We start from the raw sequence: 19,804 nt of genomic DNA on the forward strand, positions 1-19,804 counted from the left end.
CCGGGGGCGTACCGATGACCGCCGCCGACCTGCGCATCCGGCCGGAACCCGGCTCCTTCCGCGACCCCGCCAACCGGGTCTTCCACCTGGGCGACCAGGTGCTGCGTGGCCTCGGCCCGCAGGGTGCCGCCGACTGGCGGGCCCTCGCCGGCAGCGATTTCTTCGCCGCGCTGCTCGCCGAGGGCAAGGTCTGCGGCACCGCCCCGGTCGACCCGGCGACGCTGCCGGACACCGGATGGACGACGGTGCTGCGGCACGAGCGCATCCCGTTCGTCTCGCACCCCTACGAGTGGTCGTTCGGCATGCTGCGCGACGCCGCCCTGCTGCACCTGGAGATCCTGGGCCGGGCCCTCGAGGCGGGGTTCACCACCAAGGACGGGTCGGCCTACAACCTCCAGTGGCGCGGTGCCACCCCGGTCTTCATCGACGTCGGCTCGTTCGCGCCGCTGACCGGGGGCGAACCGTGGGCCGGCTACCGGCAGTTCTGCCAGACGATGCTCTACCCGCTGCTGCTCCAGGCCCACCTCGGCGTGAACTTCCAGCCCTGGCTGCGGGCCCGGGTCGACGGCATCGAGGCAGACCAGCTGCGCCCACTGTTCCGGGGCGTCCGCCGGCTGCTGCCCGGGGTGCCGACGCACGTTCACCTGCACGGCGCGATGCAGGCCCGGCACGCCGGGGCCAGCAGCAGCGCCGTCGCCGCCCAGCTGCGCGACGCCGGCTACTCGCGGGACCTGGCGCTGGCCACCGTACGCCGGTTGGCGCGGTTGGTGCGCCGGCTGGACCGTCGGGTCGACGGCGGCCACTGGGTCGACTACCAGCGCACCTGCGGGTACACCACGGCGGACCGGGCGGTCAAGGAGAGCTTCGTCGAGGCGGCGGTGGCCGACGTCGCCGCCGGCCTGGTGCTCGACCTCGGCGCCAACGACGGCCGGTACGCGCGGACAGCCGCCCGGCACGCCGCCCAGGTGGTCGCCGTCGAGCAGGACCCGGCCGTGGTGGACGCCCTCTACCGGGCGCTGCGGGCCGAGGGCGACCAGCGCATCCTGCCGCTGGTGATGGACCTCGCCGACCCGTCGCCCGGCGGCGGCTGGCGGGGGGTGGAACGGGCCGGGTTCGCCGACCGCGCCCACGCCGACGTGGTGCTCGCCCTCGCCGTGGTGCACCACCTGGCGATCGGCCGCAACGTGCCGCTGGCCGAGGTGATCGGGCAACTGGCCGGCTACGTCCGACCCGGCGGACGGCTGGTGGTGGAGTTCGTCCACCCGCAGGACCCGATGGCGCGGCGGCTGTTGGCGAACAAGCCGGCCGGGCTCTTCCCCGACTACCACCGCGACGAGTTCGCCCGGCTGCTCGCCGCCCGCTGCCGCGTGGAGCGCCAGCAGGAACTGCCCTGCGGCACCCGGACGCTCTACCAGGCGGTGGTGGGTGGCTGAGCCTGTCCCGACGGGCACCGCGCTGCGGCGGCCGACGCCCACCACGCCGCCGGTGCCGGACCGCACGCCCGGCCCGGCCGGCTGGCGGGTGGAGCTGCGCCGGGCGTACGAGGTGGTGGCCCTGGTCGGCCTGGTGGTCACCCAGCCCCTGCTCGACGTGCTCGGGCGCAGCCCCGATTTCTTCCTGTTCCACCGGGCCACCAGCGGGGACGTCCTCACGCTGGTGGCGGTGGTCGCGTTGGTACCCGGTGCGGCGGTGGTGCTGCTCGGGGCGGCGACCCGGCTGGCCGGCGTCCGGGTCCGGGCGGGTGTCCACACGGTGGTCCTCGGGCTGCTGCTGGCCGCGTTGGCGGTGCAGGTGGGCCGGCAGGCGACGCCGCTGCGGGGCGTACCGCTGCTGGTGGTGGCGGCGCTGGTCGGGGCGGGTGGGGCGGCGGCGTACCGGCGCTGGTCGGTGCTCGGCCGGGTGTTGCGGGTGGCGGCCCTCGGGCCGCTGGTCTTCGTCGGGTTGTTCCTGTTCGCCTCGCCGGCCTCGGCGGTGGTGCTGCCCCGTGCGCACGAGGGCGTCGCCGGGGTGGCCGGGCCGGGTTCCCACCCGCCGGTCGTCATGATCGTCCTGGACGAGTTGCCGCTGGTCTCGCTGCTCGGCCCGGACGGGCGGATCGACGCGACCCGCTACCCGAACTTCGCCGAGCTGGCCGGCGGATCGACCTGGTACCGCAACGCCACCGGGGTCAGCGGGTGGACGCCGTACGCGCTGCCGGCGATGCTGACCGGACGGTACCCGTCGAACCCGTCCGCCCCGCACTACTCGCAGTACCCGGACAACCTCTTCACCGCCCTCGGCGGCCTGTACGACATCCGCGCCCAGGAGAGCATCACCCGGCTCTGCCCGCCCAGCCGGTGCGACCAGCCGGTCGCCCCCGAGCAGGGGCTCGGCGTGCTGGTACGGGAGAGCGGCGCGCTGCTGGGCCGGATCGCCGCCCCGGTGGACAGCCGCATCGACCCGCAGGAGTCGTACCGGGAGCAGACCGCCGCCGAGGTGGGCCTGGACGCCGCCGAGCCGGTCCCGGCCGACCCGACGTTCCGGTGGGACAGCCTCAACGACAACCAGCCGGCGCGGTTCACCGGTTTCCTGGCCGGGCTGCGCCCGTCCGACCGGCCGACCCTGCACTTCCTGCACCTGCTGATGCCGCACCCTCCGTGGGCGTACCTGCCGTCGGGTGCGCGCTACGACGCGCCGGACGACCTGCCCAACGACGGTGCCGGCTGGGTGGAGCTGGCCCGGGCCCGGCACCTGGCCCAACTGCGGTACACCGACCGGCTGGTCGGCGAGACGCTGCGTACGCTGCGCGCCACCGGCCTGTACGACAGGTCGCTGGTCGTGCTCACCGCCGACCACGGGGTGAGCTTCACCCGGGACTGGCAGGGCCGGGGGATGGACGCGATCACGCACGCGCCCGGCGAGGTGGCCTGGGTGCCGCTGTTCGTCAAGCAGCCCGGCCAGCGCGCCGGCCGGGTCGACGACCGCAACTGGGAGCACGTGGACCTGCTGCCCACCATCGCCGACGAGGTGCACGTGCGGGTCCCGTGGCGGCTCGACGGGCGCTCGGCGCAGCAGCCGCCCCGGGAACGGACCGAGAAGTACTTCTACGACCGGCCCGGTGAGCGGGTGGTCCTTCCCGGCGGGGTGCCCGCCCGGCCCGTGCCGCCCGCCCCCCATCCGCTGGTCGGCACGACGGTGGGGGAGAAGCCGTCGGGTGGCACCGCGTCGGTGGCGCACCTGGGCGCGTTCGACCACGTCGATCCGGCGGCGGGGGAGCTACCGGCCCTGGTGTGGGGTTCCGTGCCCCCGCAGGTGCCGGACGGCACGCTGCTCGCCGTCGCCGTCAACGGCCGGATCGGCGCCGTCGTCCCGGTGGTGCCGCAGGACAAGGGGGGCCGGCGGTTCGCCGCGTTCCTCCCCGACGACCATCTGTTCCGGGCCGGCGCGAACCGGTTGGACATCTACCGGGTGGGTCCCGGCGACACGCTGCGCCGGTTGACTCTTTCCTAGGCTTTCGTCAGACTTCGCCGCTTTATGTCGCACCGTTCCCGGTGTCCGGTCGCGGATGACCCGCCCGCCCCGGCACGGGTTTCCGCGCCGCCGGGCCGGGAAACGGGTGACGCATACCTCACCGCAGAACCACGGCGGGCGGTATCCCCGCGACCGCGATTACGGTAAAAGCGAAGGCAATTCAACGAAGATTCGCCGGCGAAGCGAGGAACCACATGACGGAAGTGAAGCTCGACCACCCCGGTGGGCAGCTTTCGATGCCGGTGCAGGGCGCGGTCGAGGGCCCTGCGGGCATCGGGGTCGGTAAGTTGCTCAAGGAAACCGGAATGACAACGTACGACCCCGGTTTCGTGAACACCGCCTCCTGCTCTTCCGCGATCACCTACATCGACGGTGACGCGGGCATCCTGAGGTACCGCGGTTACCCGATCGACCAGCTGGCCGAGAAATCCTCCTTCCTGGAGGTCTCGTACCTGCTCATCTACGGTGAGCTGCCGACCCAGCAGCAGCTGGCCGAGTTCAGCGAGCGGATCCGGCGGCACTCCCTGCTGCACGAGGAGATGCGCCGGTTCTTCGACGGCTTCCCCCGGGACGCCCACCCGATGGCCGTGCTCTCCTCGGCGGTCAGCGCCATCTCCACCTTCTACCAGGACAGCCTGGACCCGTTCGACTCCGAGCACGTGGAGATGTCGACGGTCCGGCTGATGGCGAAGGTCCCCACCATCGCCTCGTACGCCTACAAGAAGTCCATCGGTCAGCCGCTGCTGTACCCGGACAACTCGTTGGGCTACGTGGACAACTTCCTGCGGATGACCTTCGGCGTGCCCGCCGAGCCGTACGAGGTCGACCCGGTGGTGGCCCGGGTGCTGGACATGCTGTTCGTCCTGCACGCCGACCACGAGCAGAACTGCTCGACCTCCACCGTCCGGCTGGTCGGCTCCAGCAACGCCAACCTCTTCGCCTCGGTCTCGGCCGGGGTGAACGCCCTGTTCGGCCCGCTGCACGGCGGGGCGAACCAGGCCGTGCTGGAGATGCTGGAGATGATCGACGCCGACGGCGGCGACGTCGCGTCCTTCGTCCGCAAGGTCAAGGACAAGCAGGACGGCGTGAAGCTGATGGGCTTCGGCCACCGGGTCTACAAGAACTACGACCCGCGGGCCGCCATCGTCAAGAAGGCCGCCCAGGACGTGCTCAACCGGATGGCCAAGCCGGACCCGCTGCTGGACCTGGCCATGCAGCTGGAGGAGATCGCGCTCGCCGACGACTTCTTCGTGTCCCGCCGGCTCTACCCGAACGTGGACTTCTACACCGGCCTGATCTACAAGGCCATGGGCTTCCCCACGAAGATGTTCACGGTGCTGTTCGCGCTGGGCCGGCTGCCCGGCTGGATCGCCCAGTGGCGCGAGATGATCAGCGACCCGGAGACGAAGATCGGCCGCCCCCGGCAGATCTACACCGGTGCGCCCGAGCGGGAGTTCACCGCGATCGCGCAGCGCTGACCCCGGTCACGACGAAGGCCGCCGAACCCGCTGGGGGTCGGCGGCCTTCGTCGTTGATGCTGTGGGCTCAGCGCAGGCCGGCGGCGACGAGCAGATTGCCGGCCGGGATCGGGGCGGTGACCCGGCCGGTGGCCATCCGCTGCTCGGCGCGCTGCGCGGTGAACGCGGCGTCCCCGGCGATCGCCGAGGCGTACGCCGTCGCCGTGCGCGCGGCGATCGCCGACCAGCCGTACTGCTCGTGGACCATGGCGCGGGCCCGGCGGGCGAGCACCCGGGCCCGCTCCCGGTCGGACAGCACCGCGTGCACGGCCTCGGTGAGGTCGGCCGGGTCCTCCGGGGCGAAGGTCACCCCGGTCACCCCCGGCTCGACGATCTCGGCCAGCCCGCCGGTCTCGGCGACCGCGAGCGGCGCGCCGGCCGCCGCCCCCTCCAGGGCGACCATCCCGAACGGCTCGTAGATGCTGGGCACCGCGAAGCAGTCCGAGGCGGCCATCACGGCCGGCAGGTCGGTGCCGCCGAGGAAGCCCGGCATGGCGACCGTGTCGCCCAGCCCGAGCCGGTGCACCTCGGCCTCCAGTTGGGCCTTGTACGGCCCGTCGCCGACGATCACGGCGCGCAGGCCGGGGTGCCGCTCGCGCAACCGGGGCAGGCCGGCGAGCAGGTGCTGGACGCCCTTCTCGTAGACCAGCCGGCCGGCGAAGGTGACCAGCGGCCCGTCCCCGGCGAACCGGGCGCGGGCTGAGGTGACCGCCGAGGCGGGCACCTTCCACCGGTGCGGCTCGACCCCGTTGGGCACCACGTCGACCCGGCCGATCGGCACGTCGAACAGCGCGTTGACCTCGTCGCGCATGTACCCGGAGCAGACGATCACCCGACCGGACTCGGCCGCCAGCCACTGCTCCACCCCGTGGATGGTGCGGTTCATCTCGCCCGGCAGCCAGCCCTGGTGCCGGCCGGCCTCGGTGGCGTGGATGGTGCTGACCAGCGGCACGTCCAGGTGCGCGCGCAGCGTCATGGCGGTGTGCGCGACGAGCCAGTCGTGGGCGTGGATCACGTCGTACGCGCCGGACTCGGTGGCCCGCAGGGCGGCCCGGGTCAGGGTGTGGTTGAACGCCATCGTCCAGGCCAGCAACGACTCGGTGGCCAGCGGGAAGGTCACCGGGTCCTCGGCGGCCCGGACGATCCGCACGCCGTCGGCGTACTCCTCCAGCGGCGCGCCGTCGGTGTGCCGGGTGACCACGGTGACCTCGTGCCCGGCGGCGGCCAGCGCCACCGACAGGGCGTGCACGTGCCGGCCGAGCCCGCCCACCAGCACCGGCGGATACTCCCAGGACAGCATCAGGATGCGTCGGGTGCGCGGGGGCACGCCGGAGTCGCCGCCCTGCTGGGGAAGCTGGGGCCGGAAGGTGGGGGTGGGCCGGCAGGTCCGGTCCACAGCGGTCGCGAGCTGGTCGCTGACCCGCAGGGTGGTCACATCAATCTCCGTCCATGCGCACGCGATCACGCCGGCAACGGTGACGGCGGGAGGGGGCGGTGGTGGGGTGGCCGAGGGCCCAGTGTCGACGTGCCCGCGCGGGCGCGTCGCGTCTAGCAAAGGGCATCACGCGGCCCGGCGCATCTCGAAAGGGCCTATCGTGACGGACGACACCCGACGGTGCGTGACCCCTCGGACGGGCGGTTGTCGGGCGTCGTCCGAACGGGTGGGTTGGCCGGACCGGCCGCGGGGCATTAGCGGCGTGCGCACCGGTGGTCTGCCGACCCGGCCGGTGTGCTCATGATCATGGGCCGAAGGAGCGACATGCAGGTCTGGCCGGGTGAGCGTTACCCCCTGGGCGCCACCTATGACGGGATGGGCACCAACTTCGCGATCTTCTCGGAGGTCGCCGAGAAGATCGAGTTGTGCCTCTTCGACGAGTGGGACATCGGCACCGAGCGCCGGGTGGAGCTGCGCGAGGTCGACGCCTACGTCTGGCACGCCTACATCCCCGGCGTCGAGCCCGGCCAGCGCTACGGCTTCCGGGTGCACGGGCCGTGGAACCCGGCCGAGGGACTGCGCTGCAACCCGCACAAGCTGCTGCTCGACCCGTACGCCAAGGCGGTCGACGGGGAGGTCACCTGGGACCCGGCGGTCTACGACTACGAGCTGGGCGGTGACCCGGACCGGATGTCGGCCACCGACTCGGCTCCGTTCATGCCCAAGTCGGTGGTGGTGAACCCCTACTTCGACTGGGGCAACGACCGGCCGCCGCGCACCCCGTACCACCACTCGGTGATCTACGAGGCGCACGTGCGCGGGCTGACCATGCGTCACCCCGGCATCCCGGAGGAGCTGCGCGGCACCTACGCGGCGATCGCCTCCCCGGTGATGATCGACTACTTCCGGCAGCTCGGGGTGACCGCGATCGAGCTGATGCCGGTGCACGAGTTCGTGCACGACCACCGGCTGGCCGACCTGGGCCTGCGCAACTACTGGGGCTACAACAGCATCGGCTTCTTCGCCCCGCACCACGGCTACTCGGCGCTGGGCCGCCTCGGCCAGCAGGTGCAGGAGTTCCGGGGCATGGTCAAGGCGCTGCACGCCGCCGGCATCGAAGTCATCCTCGACGTGGTCTACAACCACACCGCCGAGGGCAACCACCTGGGCCCCACGCTGAGCTTCAAGGGCGTCGACGCGCCCAGCTACTACCGGCTGTCCGAAGAGGACCGCCGCTACTTCGTCGACTACACCGGCACCGGCAACAGCCTCAACGTGCGCAGCCCGCACTCCCTCCAACTGATCATGGATTCGCTGCGCTACTGGGTGACCGAGATGCACGTCGACGGGTTCCGCTTCGACCTCGCCGCCACCCTGGCCCGCGAGTTCTACGAGGTCGACCGGCTGTCCACCTTCTTCGAGGTGGTGCAGCAGGACCCGGTGGTCAGCCAGGTCAAGCTGATCGCCGAGCCGTGGGACGTCGGCCCCGGCGGCTACCAGGTCGGCAACTTCCCGCCCCTGTGGACGGAGTGGAACGGCAAGTACCGCGACACGGTGCGCGACTTCTGGCGCGGCGAGCCGGCCACCCTGGCCGAGTTCGCCTCCCGCATCTCCGGCTCGGCCGACCTCTACCAGGACGACGGCCGCCGCCCCTTCCACAGCATCAACTTCGTCACCTGCCACGACGGGTTCACCCTCAACGACCTCGTTTCGTACAACGACAAGCACAACGAGGCCAACGGCGAGGAGAACCGCGACGGCGAGGGCCACAACCGGTCGTGGAACTGCGGCGTCGAGGGGGAGACCGACGACCCCGGCGTCACCGCGCTGCGGGCCCGGCAACGACGCAACTTCCTGGCCACCCTGATGCTCTCCCAGGGCGTGCCGATGCTCGGCCACGGCGACGAGCTGGGCCGCACCCAACGCGGCAACAACAACGCCTACTGCCAGGACAGCGAGCTGGCCTGGGTGGACTGGGAGCACGCCGACGACGAGCTGCTCGACTTCGTCAGGCGGCTCACCGACTTCCGCAACCGGCACCAGGTGTTCCGCCGCCGCCGGTTCTTCACCGGCCTGCCGGTGGCCGGCCGCACCGCCGAGGCGGGGCTGCCCGACCTGGCCTGGTACACCCCCGACGGCCGGGAGATGACCGGCGAGGACTGGGGCAACGACTTCGGCCGCTCGGTGGCCCTGTTCGTCAACGGCGACGGCATCCCCGAACGCGGCCAGTACGGTCAGCGGCACCGCGACTCCTCGTTCCTGCTCTGCTTCAACGCCCACGACGCGCCGCTGGACTTCACCCTGCCCGGCGAGGAGTTCGGCCAGCGCTGGGAGTTGGTGATCAGCACCGCGGAACCGCAACCGGAGAAGCCGACGATCGTCGAGGCGGGCGGCGCGGTCTGCGTGCCGGACCGCTCCCTGGTGGTCCTGGAGAGGACGGTCTGACATGCCTGCACAGCCCCGACCCGACTCGACGGCGACGGTCGGGTCGACCTACCGCGTCCAGGTCCGACCCGGCTTCGACCTCGACACCACCGCCGCGCTGGCCGACTGGCTCGCCGAGCTGGGCGTCACCCACCTCTACACCGCGCCGCTGCTCACCGCCGCCCCCGGCTCCGCGCACGGCTACGACGTGGTCGACCACCGCGCGGCCAACCCCGAACTGGGCGGGGAGGCCGGCCGGCAGCGGCTGGTCCGGGCGTTGCGGGCGGCCGGGCTCGGCCTCGTCGTCGACATCGTGCCCAACCACGCCGGGGTCGCCCAACCGGCGGCCAACCCGGCCTGGTGGGACGTGTTGCGCCGGGGCCGGGCGTCGGCGTACGCCGACTGGTTCGACATCGACTGGGAGCGGGGCCGGCTGCTGCTGCCGGTGCTCGCCGACAGCCCCGACGCCGTCGACGACCTCAAGCTGGTCGACGGGGAGCTGCGCTACCACGAGCACCGGTTCCCGGTCGCCGACGGCACCGCCGACGGCAGCCCCCGCGAGGTGCACGACCGGCAGCACTACGAGCTGGTCTCCTGGCGGCGTGGCGACACCGAGCTGACGTACCGCCGGTTCTTCGCCGTGTCCGACCTGGCCGGGCTGCGGGTGGAGGACCCGGCGGTCTTCGACGCCACCCACGCCGAGGTGCTGCGCTGGGTGGCCGCCGGCGAGGTCGACGGCATCCGGGTCGACCACCCCGACGGCCTGCGCGACCCGGCCGGCTACCTGGCCCGGTTGCGCGCCGCCGCCCCGCACGCCTGGCTGGTGGTGGAGAAGATCCTGGAGTACGGCGAGGAGCTGCCGGACTGGCCGGTCGACGGCACCACCGGCTACGACGCGCTGGCCGCGGTCTGCGGGCTGTTCGTCGACGGGCGCGCCGAGGGCGACTTCACCGCCCTCGACGCCCGGCTCACCGGCCGGCACACCTCGTGGCAGGACCTCACCCACGCCACCAAGCTGGAAGCGGCCACCCGGCTGCTCGCCGCCGAGCTGGGCCGGCTCGCCGCCCTCGCCCCCGAGCTCGACCGGGACGCCACCCGGGCGGCCCTGGCGGAGTTGGCCGCCTGCTTCCCGGTCTACCGGGGTTACCCGCCGCACGGGGCCCGGCACCTGGCCGCCGCCCGCGCCGAGGCGGGTCGTCGCCGGCCCGACCTCACCGCCACCCTCGACGCGGTGACCGCCCTGCTGCGGCGTCCCGAGCACGAGCTGGCCGCCCGGTTCCCGCAGCTCACCGGCGCGGTGATGGCCAAGGGGGTGGAGGACACCGCCTACTACCGGTGGAGCCGGTTCGTCGCGCTGAACGAGGTCGGTGGCTCACCGGCCCACTTCGGGGTGCCGCCGGCGGAGTTCCACCGGTTCGCCGCCGCCCGGCAGGTCCGGTGGCCGGCCAGCATGACCACGCTGTCGACCCACGACACCAAGCGCGGTGAGGACGTCCGGGCCCGGCTCGCCGTGCTCGCCGAGCTGCCGGCCAGGTGGGCGGAGCAGGTCGGCGACTGGACGGCCCGTGCGCCGCTGTCCGACCCGGCGTTCGCCCACCTGGTGTGGCAGACCGCCGTGGGCGCCTGGCCGATCGACCGGGAGCGGCTGCACGCGTACGTGGAGAAGGCGGCCCGGGAGGCGTCGGTGTCGACGAGCTGGGCCGACCCCGACCCGACTTTCGAACGCGACCTGCACGCCCTGGTCGACCGGATGTACGACGACCCGCAGTTGCACGCCGAGATCACCGGGTTCGTCGACGGGATCACCCCGGCCGGCTGGTCCAACGCGCTCGGGCAGAAGCTGGTGCAGCTCGCCATGCCCGGGGTGCCTGACACCTACCAGGGCACCGAGTTGTGGGAGAACTCCCTGGTCGACCCGGACAACCGCCGCCCGGTCGACTTCGCCGTACGCCGGGAGCTGCTGGCCCGGATCGATGCCGGTTGGCAGCCGGCGGTGGCCGCCGACGGCGCGGCCAAGCTGCTGGTGGTCTCCCGCACGCTGCGGCTGCGCCGCGACCACCCGGAGCTGTTCGCCGGTTACCGGCCGGTGGCCGCGCACGGGCCCGCCGCCGCGCACGTGGTCGCCTTCGACCGGGGTGGTGCGATCGCGGTGGCCACCCGGCTGCCGGTGGGGCTGGCCCGCGCCGGCGGCTGGCGCGACACCCGCCTGTCGTTGCCCGGCAACAGTGTTACCGACGTGTTCACCGGACAGGTCTACAGTGGGTCTGAGCTGCTCCTTCATGATCTGCTGAAGACCTATCCGGTGGCTCTGCTCGCGCCCACCGCCCTGCTGGCTCCCACCGACCCCGTGGAGGCTGCCGCATGACCGAGTTCACCGTCTGGGCGCCCGACGTCGCCCGGCTCCGGCTGCGCCTGCCCGGCGTCGCCGACCACGACATGCGGGCCGGGCCGGACGGGTGGTGGCGGGTCGAGGTGCCCGACGCCGGCCCCGGCACCGACTACGCGTTCCTGCTCGACGACGAGGACACCCCGCTGCCCGACCCGCGCTCGGCGTGGCAGCCCGCCGGGGTGCACGGGCCGAGCCGGCGCTACGACCACGCCGCCTTCACCTGGACCGACCAGGGCTGGACGGGCCGGCAACTGCCCGGCAGCATCCTCTACGAGCTGCACGTCGGCACGTTCACCCCGGAGGGCACCTTCGACGCGGCGATCGCCCGCCTCGACCACCTGGTCGACCTCGGTGTCGACCTGATCGAGCTGCTTCCGGTCAACGCCTTCAACGGCGAGCACAACTGGGGCTACGACGGGGTCTGCTGGTTCGCCCCGCACGAACCCTACGGCGGGCCGGACGGGCTGAAACGGCTGGTCGACGCCGCCCACGCCAAGGGCCTGGGGGTGATCCTCGACGTCGTCTACAACCATTTCGGGCCCTCCGGGGCCTACGCGCCGAGCTTCGCGCCCTATCTGAGCGAGCAGAGCAACCCGTGGGGCCGCACGGTCAACCTTGACGGCCCGCACTCCGACGGGGTACGCCGCTACATCATCGACTCGGTGCTGATGTGGCTGCGCGACTACCACGTCGACGGCCTGCGGCTCGACGCCGTGCACGCGATGCCCGACTCCCGGGCCACCCACGTGCTGGAGCAGCTGGCGGTCGAGGTGGAGTCGCTTGCCACCCACCTGGGCCGGCCGTTGTCGCTGATCGCCGAGTCCGACCTCAACGACCCCCGGCTGATCACCGCCCGGGAGGCGGGCGGCTACGGCCTGCACGCGCAGTGGAACGACGACGCCCACCACGCCCTGCACACCCTGCTCACCGGGGAACGGCAGGGCTACTACGGCGACTTCGGTTCGCTGGAGTGCCTGACCGACGTGCTGACCGGGGCGTTCTTCCACGCCGGCACCTGGTCCAGCTTCCGCAACCGCACCCACGGCCGCCCGGTGGACCGGCACACCGTCCCCGGGCACCGGTTCGTGGCGTACCTGCAGAACCACGACCAGGTCGGCAACCGCGCCACCGGCGACCGGATCTCCGCCGGGTTGTCGCCCGCGCTGCTGCGGGTCGGGGCGATGCTGCTGCTGACCGCGCCGTTCACCCCGATGCTGTTCATGGGGGAGGAGTGGGCGGCCAGCACCCCGTGGCAGTTCTTCACCAGCCACCCGGAGCCGGAGCTGGCGGCGGCGGTCGCCACCGGCCGGCGGCGCGAGTTCGCCGCGCACGGCTGGCCGCCCGGTGACGTGCCCGACCCGCAGGACCCGCAGACCTTCCTCCGGTCCCGGCTCGACTGGGCCGAGCTGGACAAGCCCGAACACCGCGAGATGTACGAGTTCTACCGGCGGCTGATCGCGCTGCGCAAGAGCCGGGCCGACCTGTCCGACCCCCGGCTGCACCGGATGGAGGTACGCCACGGCGACCAGTTCCTGGTGATCCGCCGGGGCGGGTGCCTGGTGGTGGCGAACCTCGCCGGCCGGCCGCAGCGGGTCACCCTGCCCGGGGTGGCCCGTCGGGTGCTGCTCACCACCGGGGAGGGCGTCACCGTGATGCGCGACCGGGTGGAGTTGCCGGCGGAGACGGCGGCGATCGTGGCGCTCTGACCGCGCCGGCGTGCGGCCCGGTCCCGAGTGGGGCGCGCGTGGTGTTCGGCCTGGCGTCCGGTGCCTGAGCCGGCCTCGCGATGGGTCGCTGCCGCGGCCGCTTCGGCGGGGAGCGGGACGGTGCCTGTCCCGCGACCGACCGTCACGCTGGGTCACTGGTGCGGCGGACGGTAGTGTGGGTGAGGGATATTCCTGTCCGTCATGTTTATGCCTGTGTGTCATAAGCCCGAGTGCAAACATGTACTCCCCGGGCCCGACCTCGTATCCGTCCGCGCGCAGGCACCCGGGGCACCGCCGCATAGGCGGGCCGCTCAGGAGCCTCCAGAAACTCTGGGCGGGCAGTACGCCTACGAGGCGGTTACGCCGTCGGCCAGATAGATCGGGATGCGACGAGTGCGCGCGCGAATAGCGGCTCTCACCCGTGGAGCGACGTTGTCGGGTAGGCGTTGTGTGGCGTCATCAGGTGCGAAGAAGCCGGCACTCTCGATCTCCTGCTCCGGCAGGGTGAAACCGCGGTGCCGGGTGATGGTCCCGCCGTCGAAGGTGAAGTGGACGAGGGCACGCGGCCGTTGCCCGGCGGGCGATGCCCAATCTACGACCAACAGCTCTCCCACCTCCACCGTGATGCCGAGTTCCTCTCGGGCTTCGCGGGCGCATGCCTGGTGCGGATACTCATCCTGTTCCACGTAGCCACCCGGGAAGGCCCAGTGATCGCGGTAGGTGGGCTTGACCAGGAGGACGTCGCCCACCGCGTCGGTGATAAAGGCAGCCGTGGCGGCATGGAAAGCGGGGAGTTTCGCGTACCAGGTGCTGGGCTCCGTCCACGTCACCTGTGTGACGTTAGCCGGAGGCGTCGAGGTGAGCTTGCTTTACCTCAGCGGGGGCCCGAGTGCGGGTGCGACTGCGGCGTTGGTGCGAGTGTGCGGAGTAGGTCGTGGACGTCGGCTGCCGCTCGGTGAGGGCTTAACGCGGCGGTTAGTTCCTGGACGCGCTGCGTCACCCGGGCGGAGCAGACCTGCGGCGCGTGTCGTGCTGTCTCCCGGCCCCAGTTGCAGGCAGCGTCGATGTCTCCGGCCTGAGCATGGGCCAGTGCGATCAGGGCGCTGTGTAAGACGCGCGTTCGGGCATTCGGGCTGGCGAGGGTGATCGCGTCGGACGCGTGCCGCAGCGCCTGCCGGTGCAGACGTAGATCACTGAGACACTTCAGGGCAGTGCCAGCGAGGTGGGCCGGGCTGAAGTAACTGACCCAGTGGGGCCGATCCTCCTTACACATTCGATCGACAGCCTGCTCTGCCTTTACCAGCGCTGTTCGACAGGCCCTCCTATCCCCAGAGCGGCCGTACGCGCTGGCGGCTGTGGCGTAAAGCCTGGCGCGGATTGCTGCGGGGGCGCGTCCCGCCCCGTCGAGGGCTGCCTCGGCGAGTCGGGTGGCGTCTCGGGTGTGCCCGAGGTAGATGGCCTGAGTGGCGAGGTTTGCGAGGAGATGCGCGCCGTAAAGGCGGTCACCTGCGGCTCTGGCAAGCCGTAGGGCGATGGTGACGTGGTGTTGGGCGACGCCGTGTTCACCCGCGTCGTAGGACATGAAGGCGAGTTGACCGCAGAGCGTTGCACTGGCACGCATGAGGTCGCGTCCGACAGTATCCGCGTACGCCCCGTTCAGCATAGGAAGTACCTGTCGGGCGAGGAGATCGGCCATGAGCGCGCGGGTGTATGGGGAGCCTCCACCGTGGCGTCGGTCGAGGTCGGCGAAATGCTCAGCGAGGAGGTGCAGCGGTTGAATGTCAGCAACCGTGAGCGACGGCTCCCCTTGGCGGGTCACCCTGGTGTCGGGAAGGTCGTATCGCCAGGCGAGCGCGGCCTGTAGGGCTGCTCCGCTGTGGAATTGGTTTTCGGTCGGTGAGCTGATCCGTTGGGCGAGCAACGTCCACAACCCTCCGGCAGCCTCGATGGCATCGCGGATAGTCGGAGGGTAGGTTGCGTCCCCAAGGTCGGTGCCGACGAACCCGAGTTCCGTGATGTTGACGGGGCGGCCGAGTCTCCGCGCGATCGTCTCTGCCATGGCCAACTGCACATGCTCAGCCGGCCGACGTCCACGAAGCCACCAGTAGACGCTGGCCGCGTCGTAACGCCAACTGCCCTGAGCTCGGCCCGCATGGTTGACCTGCCGGGCGAATGCTGCATGAGCGCCGCCGTAGCCAGCAGCGGACAGCAGCGTGTCCAGGGCCTTATTGGTCACCGACCGCACCATTCATTTACTCCCGGGGATCAACTGGCTACCTAAAGCTACGAGCTTAGAGGGGGAGTTGCCGCGGCAGGGAGCCACGCAAGCCCGCACAACCCGAGGTACGGGCAGCGCAATCGCGCACAAGACTCGTCATCTGGTCCGTCGACCAGCGATCGACTTCGCTGAAGCCCATCAGAGAAGCCGGCGCTATCGACGGAGGTGGGCATGCGGGAGCAGGGGAGCGATCCGGTCGTGAGTCGGGGAGAGCAGATCGAGGCTGCTGAGCACGAGGCTGCCAAGCGGCGCATTCTCGCGCAGGCCGAGGCGGAGCGGATACCCGTGGCGGACACGACCCGCGCCGTGCCGGATCGGCGGTGGCGGCGTGAACGGTGACGACCTTCCGGTCGGGCGGCGGGTGGCGCGCTGGCGGGTGCGCCGTCGGATGAGCCAGCAGGTCTTGGCCGACCGGCTCGGCAAGTCGAAGAGTTGGGTGGACAAGGTCGAACGCGGGGTCCGCACACTGGACCGGTACTCGGTGATCCAGGAGATCGCCGAGGTGCTGCGGGTCGATCCGGCGCTGCTGCTCGGCACCCGGCTGCCGTCGTCGGGCCGGACCGACGAACTGGACGGGGTGGACGGGCTGCGCGCCGCCCTCGCCCGCTACGACCTCACGGCGGGGGCGGTGTCGGCGGCAGAACTGGAGCGGCACGTCGCACACGCCTGGATGACCTACCAGCACGCACACTACGCGCAGGTGGTGCGGGCGCTGCCGGGGTTGCTCGACGCCGCCCGCAGCCGGCACGCGACAGCGCCCGAGGGGGCGGCGGAACTGCTGGTGCGGACGTACCGGCTCACCTCGGCGGTGCTGGTGAAGCTCGGTGCGGCCGACCTCGGGTGGTTGGCCGCCGACCGGGCGGTGGCCGTGGCCGGTGCCGATCCGGCACTGGCGGGAACGGCGGCGGTGGCGGTGGGGCAGGCGCTGCGCGCGCTGGGCCGTGGGCGGTTGGCGCTCGCGGTGACGGTGGCCGCCGCGCGCCGCGTCGCCCCGAGGCCGGTACGCGACGCCCCGCCCGGGCGGCAGGCCCTCTGCGGAACGTTGCTGCTCCAGGCCGCCCTGGCCGCCGCCGAGCACGGTGACCCCCGTCGGGCCGACGAGTTGATCGACCTGGCTGCCGGTATCGCCACCCGGGTCGGGGCCGGCGGCGACCTGCACCACGGTGATTTCGGGCCGGTCGCCGTCGAGTTGGCCCGGGTGGTGGCGGCGATCGAGGTGGGCGATGCCGGCGAGGCGGTCCACCGGCACGAGCAGATGGTCCGTCGGGAGGGTTGGCGGCTCCTGCCGGCCGAATACCGCGCTGCCTACCTGGTCGATGCCGCGCGGGCGTACCTCCAGGTCGGCGACCTGTTCGGGGCCGGTCGGGTGCTGACCGAGGCAGACGGCATCGCGCCGGGCGAGGTGCGGTGCCGGCCGATGGCCCGTACGGTGATCGCCGAGCTGGCCCGGGGGCGGCCGACGGCGGCCGGCGTCGCGCGACTGGCCACGCTGGTCGGCCTCACCACCCGGTGACCGGGGCTGCCTGCGGAGGTGGCCCGGCCGGTCCGACCGGCCGGGCCACCCTGCGGGAACCGGCGGTTACAGGGTGACCTGCCGGCCGCCGAGGGTCACCACGAGCCGTCCGTCGGAGGCGAAGGACCACCCGATGGCCCCGGTGTACGACGCGCAGCGCGAGCCGTTGCTGCCGGTCCAGAACTGGTTGGAGCTGTCGCTGTTGCCGACGATCTTGTCGTTGGACCCGCTGCCGCTGCGGCACGAGGTGTTGTTCCGGAACACCGAGCTGCCGCCGTCGAACGAGAAGTTGCGCTCGGTGTTGTCGATGCCGAGGTTGTTCGAGACGGTCATCGAGCCGAGGTTGCGGTTGTAGGTGAAGCCGTGCTTGCCGTTGCGGAAGGCGATGTTGCGCCGCACGATGTGGTTGACCCCGATGTCCTCGCCGCCGAGCTTGTAGCCGTTGCGGTCACCGTTGCCGTTCTGGGTGCCGTTGCTGAGCGTCCCGTTGTTGTAGGCCAGGGAGTCCTCGATGGTCACCGGGCCGATCGGGCCGGTGTCGGTCTTGGTGTAGAGGTCCCAGCCGTCGTCGATGTTGTTGTGGGACACCGCGTACCGGAAGATGTTGCCGGTGCCGACGGTGAGTTTCGCGGCGAAGCCGTCGGCGTCCTCACCGTCGGAGTCGGCGTTGTCGTGCGACTCGGCGCTGAGCACCAGGTTGTTCGACGGCCACTGGTCGCGGGGTGTGCTGGAGGCGATCCGGGAGAGCTGGAGGCCGCTGTCCCGGTTGAACCGGGTCACCGTCCGTTCGATGATGTTGTTGCTGCCGCCGACGAAGATCCCGTTGTCGCCCGCCCGCTCCACGATCAGGCCCTGGACGTGCCAGTACGACCCGTTGAGGGCGAGCCCCCGGTTGGCCGGGTCCTCGCTCATAGCCGAGAAGTTCAGCACCGGCTTCTCGCCCGGATAGGCGAACAGCTTCTTGCGGGCGCTGGCGGTGCCGTTGTTGCCCGGTTCGACGGTGACGGTCTGCGCGAGCTGGTAGGTCCCGGCCCGCACGTAGATCGTCCCACCGGCGGGGACGCGGATGATGGCGGCGGCGAGGGTGGTCGGGTTCGCCTGGGTGCCGGCCGCGCCGGCGCTGCCGTTGGTCGCCACGTACAGGGTGCTGCCGCTCGGCGGGGGCGTGGTGGGTGGCGGTGGGGTCGTGGGGGGCGGGGTGGTCGGCGGGGGCGTGGTGGGCGGCGGGGTGGTCGGGGGTGCGGTGGTCGGGGGCGGCGTGGTGGGCGGCGGCGTCGTCGGGGGTGCGGTGGTGGGGGTGGTGCCGCCGCAGGCCACCCCGTTGACCGCGAAACCCGTCGGGGTCGGGTTGCTGCCGGTCCAGGTGCCGTTGAAGCCGAACGTGACCGTGCCGTTGGTGCCGACGGTGCCGTTGTAGTCGGCGTTCGCCGCGCTGACGGTGTCGCCGCTCTGGCTGAACGTGGCGTTCCAGCCCTGGTCGACGCGTTGCCCGGCGGTGAACGACCAGGTGGCCGCCCAGGAGCTGATCGGGTCACCGAGGTTGGTGAGGGTGACGCTCGCGGTGAAGCCGCCGGACCACTGGCTGGCCACCGTGTAGTCGACCCGGCAGCCGGCGGCGGCCTGGGCCGCGTTCGCGGTGACCACCGCGCCGGCGGTGGTGAGCGCCGTCGCGGCGACCGCGGAGATCCACCACGCCGTACGGCGCTGGCGAAGGATCATGGTTCTCTCCTGTGGATGTGGTGAGGGGGCCCGCGCGCAGGATCGGCGACACCGGTGCCCGGCGGGGACGGGGGCGGGGCGGGCGGGCCCGCCCTACAGGCCCGTCCCGTCAGGGATCGCTCGCGCCGGATCAGCCCGGATCGTCGGACGCGAGGTGGTGCCGGCGGGACGACCGGGGCCGTTCCCGACGCGCTGACCAGTCAGTACGAGCAGGTAAGCGCTTTCTTGCCACGGTACTGACCGTTCTCGATGCCGTCAATCGGGCGGCGGTCCACCTCCACCCTGGGGAGGAGGCGGCCTCCGACCGGCGGCCACGACCGGGGCCCCCGGTCGGACGCGGTCGGGCCACCCGCCGACGAACGTCTACAGGCATGACTGACCTGATGTCCCGGGCGGCCCGACGGCACCGCCCCCTGGTTCTGCTCACCGCCGCGATGGCGGTGCTCGCCGTGGTCACCGCCGTCGGCACGCTCGCCGATCCACGGATGCTCACCGGCGCGCCGATCTGGCTCAAGCCGTTCAAGTTCTCGGTGTCGTTCGTGCTCTACGCGGCCACCCTCGCCTGGATGCTGGCCCAACTGCCCCGCCGCAGCCGGGCCGCGGAGTGGGCGGCCGGCGCGGTGGTGGCCACCGCCCTGATCGAGATGGTGGTGATCGTCGGACAGGTGCTGCGCGGCACGACCAGCCACTACAACGAGACCAGCCCGTTCAACGCCGCGCTCTGGCAGGTGATGGGCGCGGCCGTCATGGTGCTGTTCGTCGCGCACGTCGTCGTCGCCGTCACCCTGCTGGTGCGGCGGGCCGGGGACCGGGCCACCCGGTGGGCGATGGGGTTCGGACTCGGCGTGTCCGCGCTGGGCATGCTGGTGGCGGTGCCGATGACCCAGCCCGGCCAGGCACCGGCCGACGCCGGGATCAGCGGGGCACACAGCGTCGGGGTGCCCGACGGCGGGCCGGGGCTGCCGATCCTCGGCTGGAGCACCACCGGGGGTGACCTGCGGATCGGGCACTTCGTCGGGCTGCACGCCCTGCAGGCGCTGCCGATCCTGGCCTTCCTGCTGCGCCGCTACCTGGGCCGGTGGCTCGACGAGCGGGACCGGGTCCGGCTGCTGGCCGTCGCGGGCACCGGGTACGGCGTACTCACGCTGCTGTTGACCTGGCAGGCGCTGCGCGGGCAGCCGCTGCTGCGGCCGGACCTGACCACGCTGGCCGCGCTGGCCGCCCTGCTGGCCGCGACCGCGCTCGCCGTGGCGGCGGTGGTGGCGTCCCGGCGTCGCCCGGAACTGGCGCTGGCCGCGTGACCACCACCCACC

13 protein-coding genes are annotated in these 19,804 nt (G+C 72.2%); 9 read left to right on the forward strand and 4 right to left on the reverse strand.

The features are described 5' to 3' along the window. The first annotated feature begins 14 nt into the window (after positions 1-14). The 3 genes from ACN261_RS22885 (at position 15) to ACN261_RS22895 (ending at position 4,988) form a co-directional block, all read left to right on the forward strand. Positions 15-1,433 carry a class I SAM-dependent methyltransferase gene (locus ACN261_RS22885; protein ID WP_421481707.1) on the forward strand — a complete coding sequence of 473 codons (1,419 nt, stop codon included), beginning with the start codon at positions 15-17 and terminating at the stop codon, positions 1,431-1,433. 52 nt (positions 1,434-1,485) lie between these two features. Next, complete coding sequence (locus tag ACN261_RS22890) at positions 1,486-3,489, forward strand: sulfatase-like hydrolase/transferase (protein ID WP_425853638.1); 2,004 nt, start codon at positions 1,486-1,488, stop codon at positions 3,487-3,489. Positions 3,490-3,704: 215 nt separating this feature from the next. Beyond that, a complete protein-coding gene (locus ACN261_RS22895) occupies positions 3,705-4,988 on the forward strand; it encodes a citrate synthase (protein ID WP_425852063.1) in 1,284 nt (427 codons plus the stop codon). 67 nt (positions 4,989-5,055) lie between these two features. On the opposite strand, the gene ACN261_RS22900 is transcribed toward ACN261_RS22895, so the two are convergent. Then, positions 5,056-6,462, reverse strand: coding sequence for a glycosyltransferase family 4 protein (locus tag ACN261_RS22900; protein ID WP_421486798.1), 1,407 nt, complete (start codon positions 6,460-6,462; stop codon positions 5,056-5,058). A 324-nt stretch (positions 6,463-6,786) separates the two neighbouring features. On the opposite strand from ACN261_RS22900, the gene glgX reads away from it, so the two are divergent. From glgX to treZ, 3 genes are read left to right on the forward strand one after another with little or no spacing between them, the layout of a single operon-like run. Further along, entirely contained in the window at positions 6,787-8,907 is a 2,121-nt protein-coding gene (gene glgX, locus ACN261_RS22905; protein WP_425852065.1) for a glycogen debranching protein GlgX, read from the forward strand. A gap of 1 nt (position 8,908) precedes the next feature. Continuing rightward, on the forward strand, positions 8,909-11,251 hold the full coding sequence (gene treY, locus ACN261_RS22910; RefSeq protein WP_425852067.1) for a malto-oligosyltrehalose synthase: 2,343 nt from the start codon (positions 8,909-8,911) through the stop codon (positions 11,249-11,251). After that, positions 11,248-12,981, forward strand: a complete 1,734-nt coding sequence (treZ, locus tag ACN261_RS22915) for a malto-oligosyltrehalose trehalohydrolase (protein ID WP_425852069.1) — start codon at positions 11,248-11,250, stop codon at positions 12,979-12,981. Before treY ends, treZ begins: the two co-directional genes overlap by 4 nt. 347 nt (positions 12,982-13,328) lie before the next feature. On the opposite strand, the gene ACN261_RS22920 is transcribed toward treZ, so the two are convergent. Both ACN261_RS22920 and ACN261_RS22925 read right to left on the reverse strand, forming a co-directional pair. Next, complete coding sequence (locus ACN261_RS22920; RefSeq protein ID WP_421481713.1) at positions 13,329-13,811, reverse strand: NUDIX domain-containing protein; 483 nt, start codon at positions 13,809-13,811, stop codon at positions 13,329-13,331. 44 nt (positions 13,812-13,855) lie between these two features. Continuing rightward, positions 13,856-15,217 carry a hypothetical protein gene (locus tag ACN261_RS22925; protein ID WP_425852071.1) on the reverse strand — a complete coding sequence of 454 codons (1,362 nt, stop codon included), beginning with the start codon at positions 15,215-15,217 and terminating at the stop codon, positions 13,856-13,858. 213 nt (positions 15,218-15,430) lie between these two features. On the opposite strand from ACN261_RS22925, the gene ACN261_RS22930 reads away from it, so the two are divergent. Next, positions 15,431-15,598 (forward strand): hypothetical protein, encoded by a 168-nt coding sequence (locus tag ACN261_RS22930; protein WP_421481716.1) that lies wholly within the window; start codon positions 15,431-15,433, stop codon positions 15,596-15,598. After that, complete coding sequence (locus ACN261_RS22935; RefSeq protein WP_425852073.1) at positions 15,588-16,772, forward strand: helix-turn-helix domain-containing protein; 1,185 nt, start codon at positions 15,588-15,590, stop codon at positions 16,770-16,772. Before ACN261_RS22930 ends, ACN261_RS22935 begins: the two co-directional genes overlap by 11 nt. A 66-nt stretch (positions 16,773-16,838) precedes the next feature. Here ACN261_RS22935 and ACN261_RS22940 read toward each other — a convergent pair whose 3' ends face one another. Further along, a complete protein-coding gene (locus tag ACN261_RS22940) occupies positions 16,839-18,491 on the reverse strand; it encodes a cellulose-binding domain-containing protein (protein ID WP_421481719.1) in 1,653 nt (550 codons plus the stop codon). A 371-nt stretch (positions 18,492-18,862) separates the two neighbouring features. On the opposite strand from ACN261_RS22940, the gene ACN261_RS22945 reads away from it, so the two are divergent. Beyond that, positions 18,863-19,792, forward strand: coding sequence for a hypothetical protein (locus ACN261_RS22945; RefSeq protein WP_421481720.1), 930 nt, complete (start codon positions 18,863-18,865; stop codon positions 19,790-19,792). Positions 19,793-19,804 lie beyond the last annotated feature (12 nt).

This window comes from Micromonospora sp. WMMD723 (assembly GCF_049863385.1).
Classification (GTDB): domain Bacteria; phylum Actinomycetota; class Actinomycetes; order Mycobacteriales; family Micromonosporaceae; genus Micromonospora; species Micromonospora wenchangensis.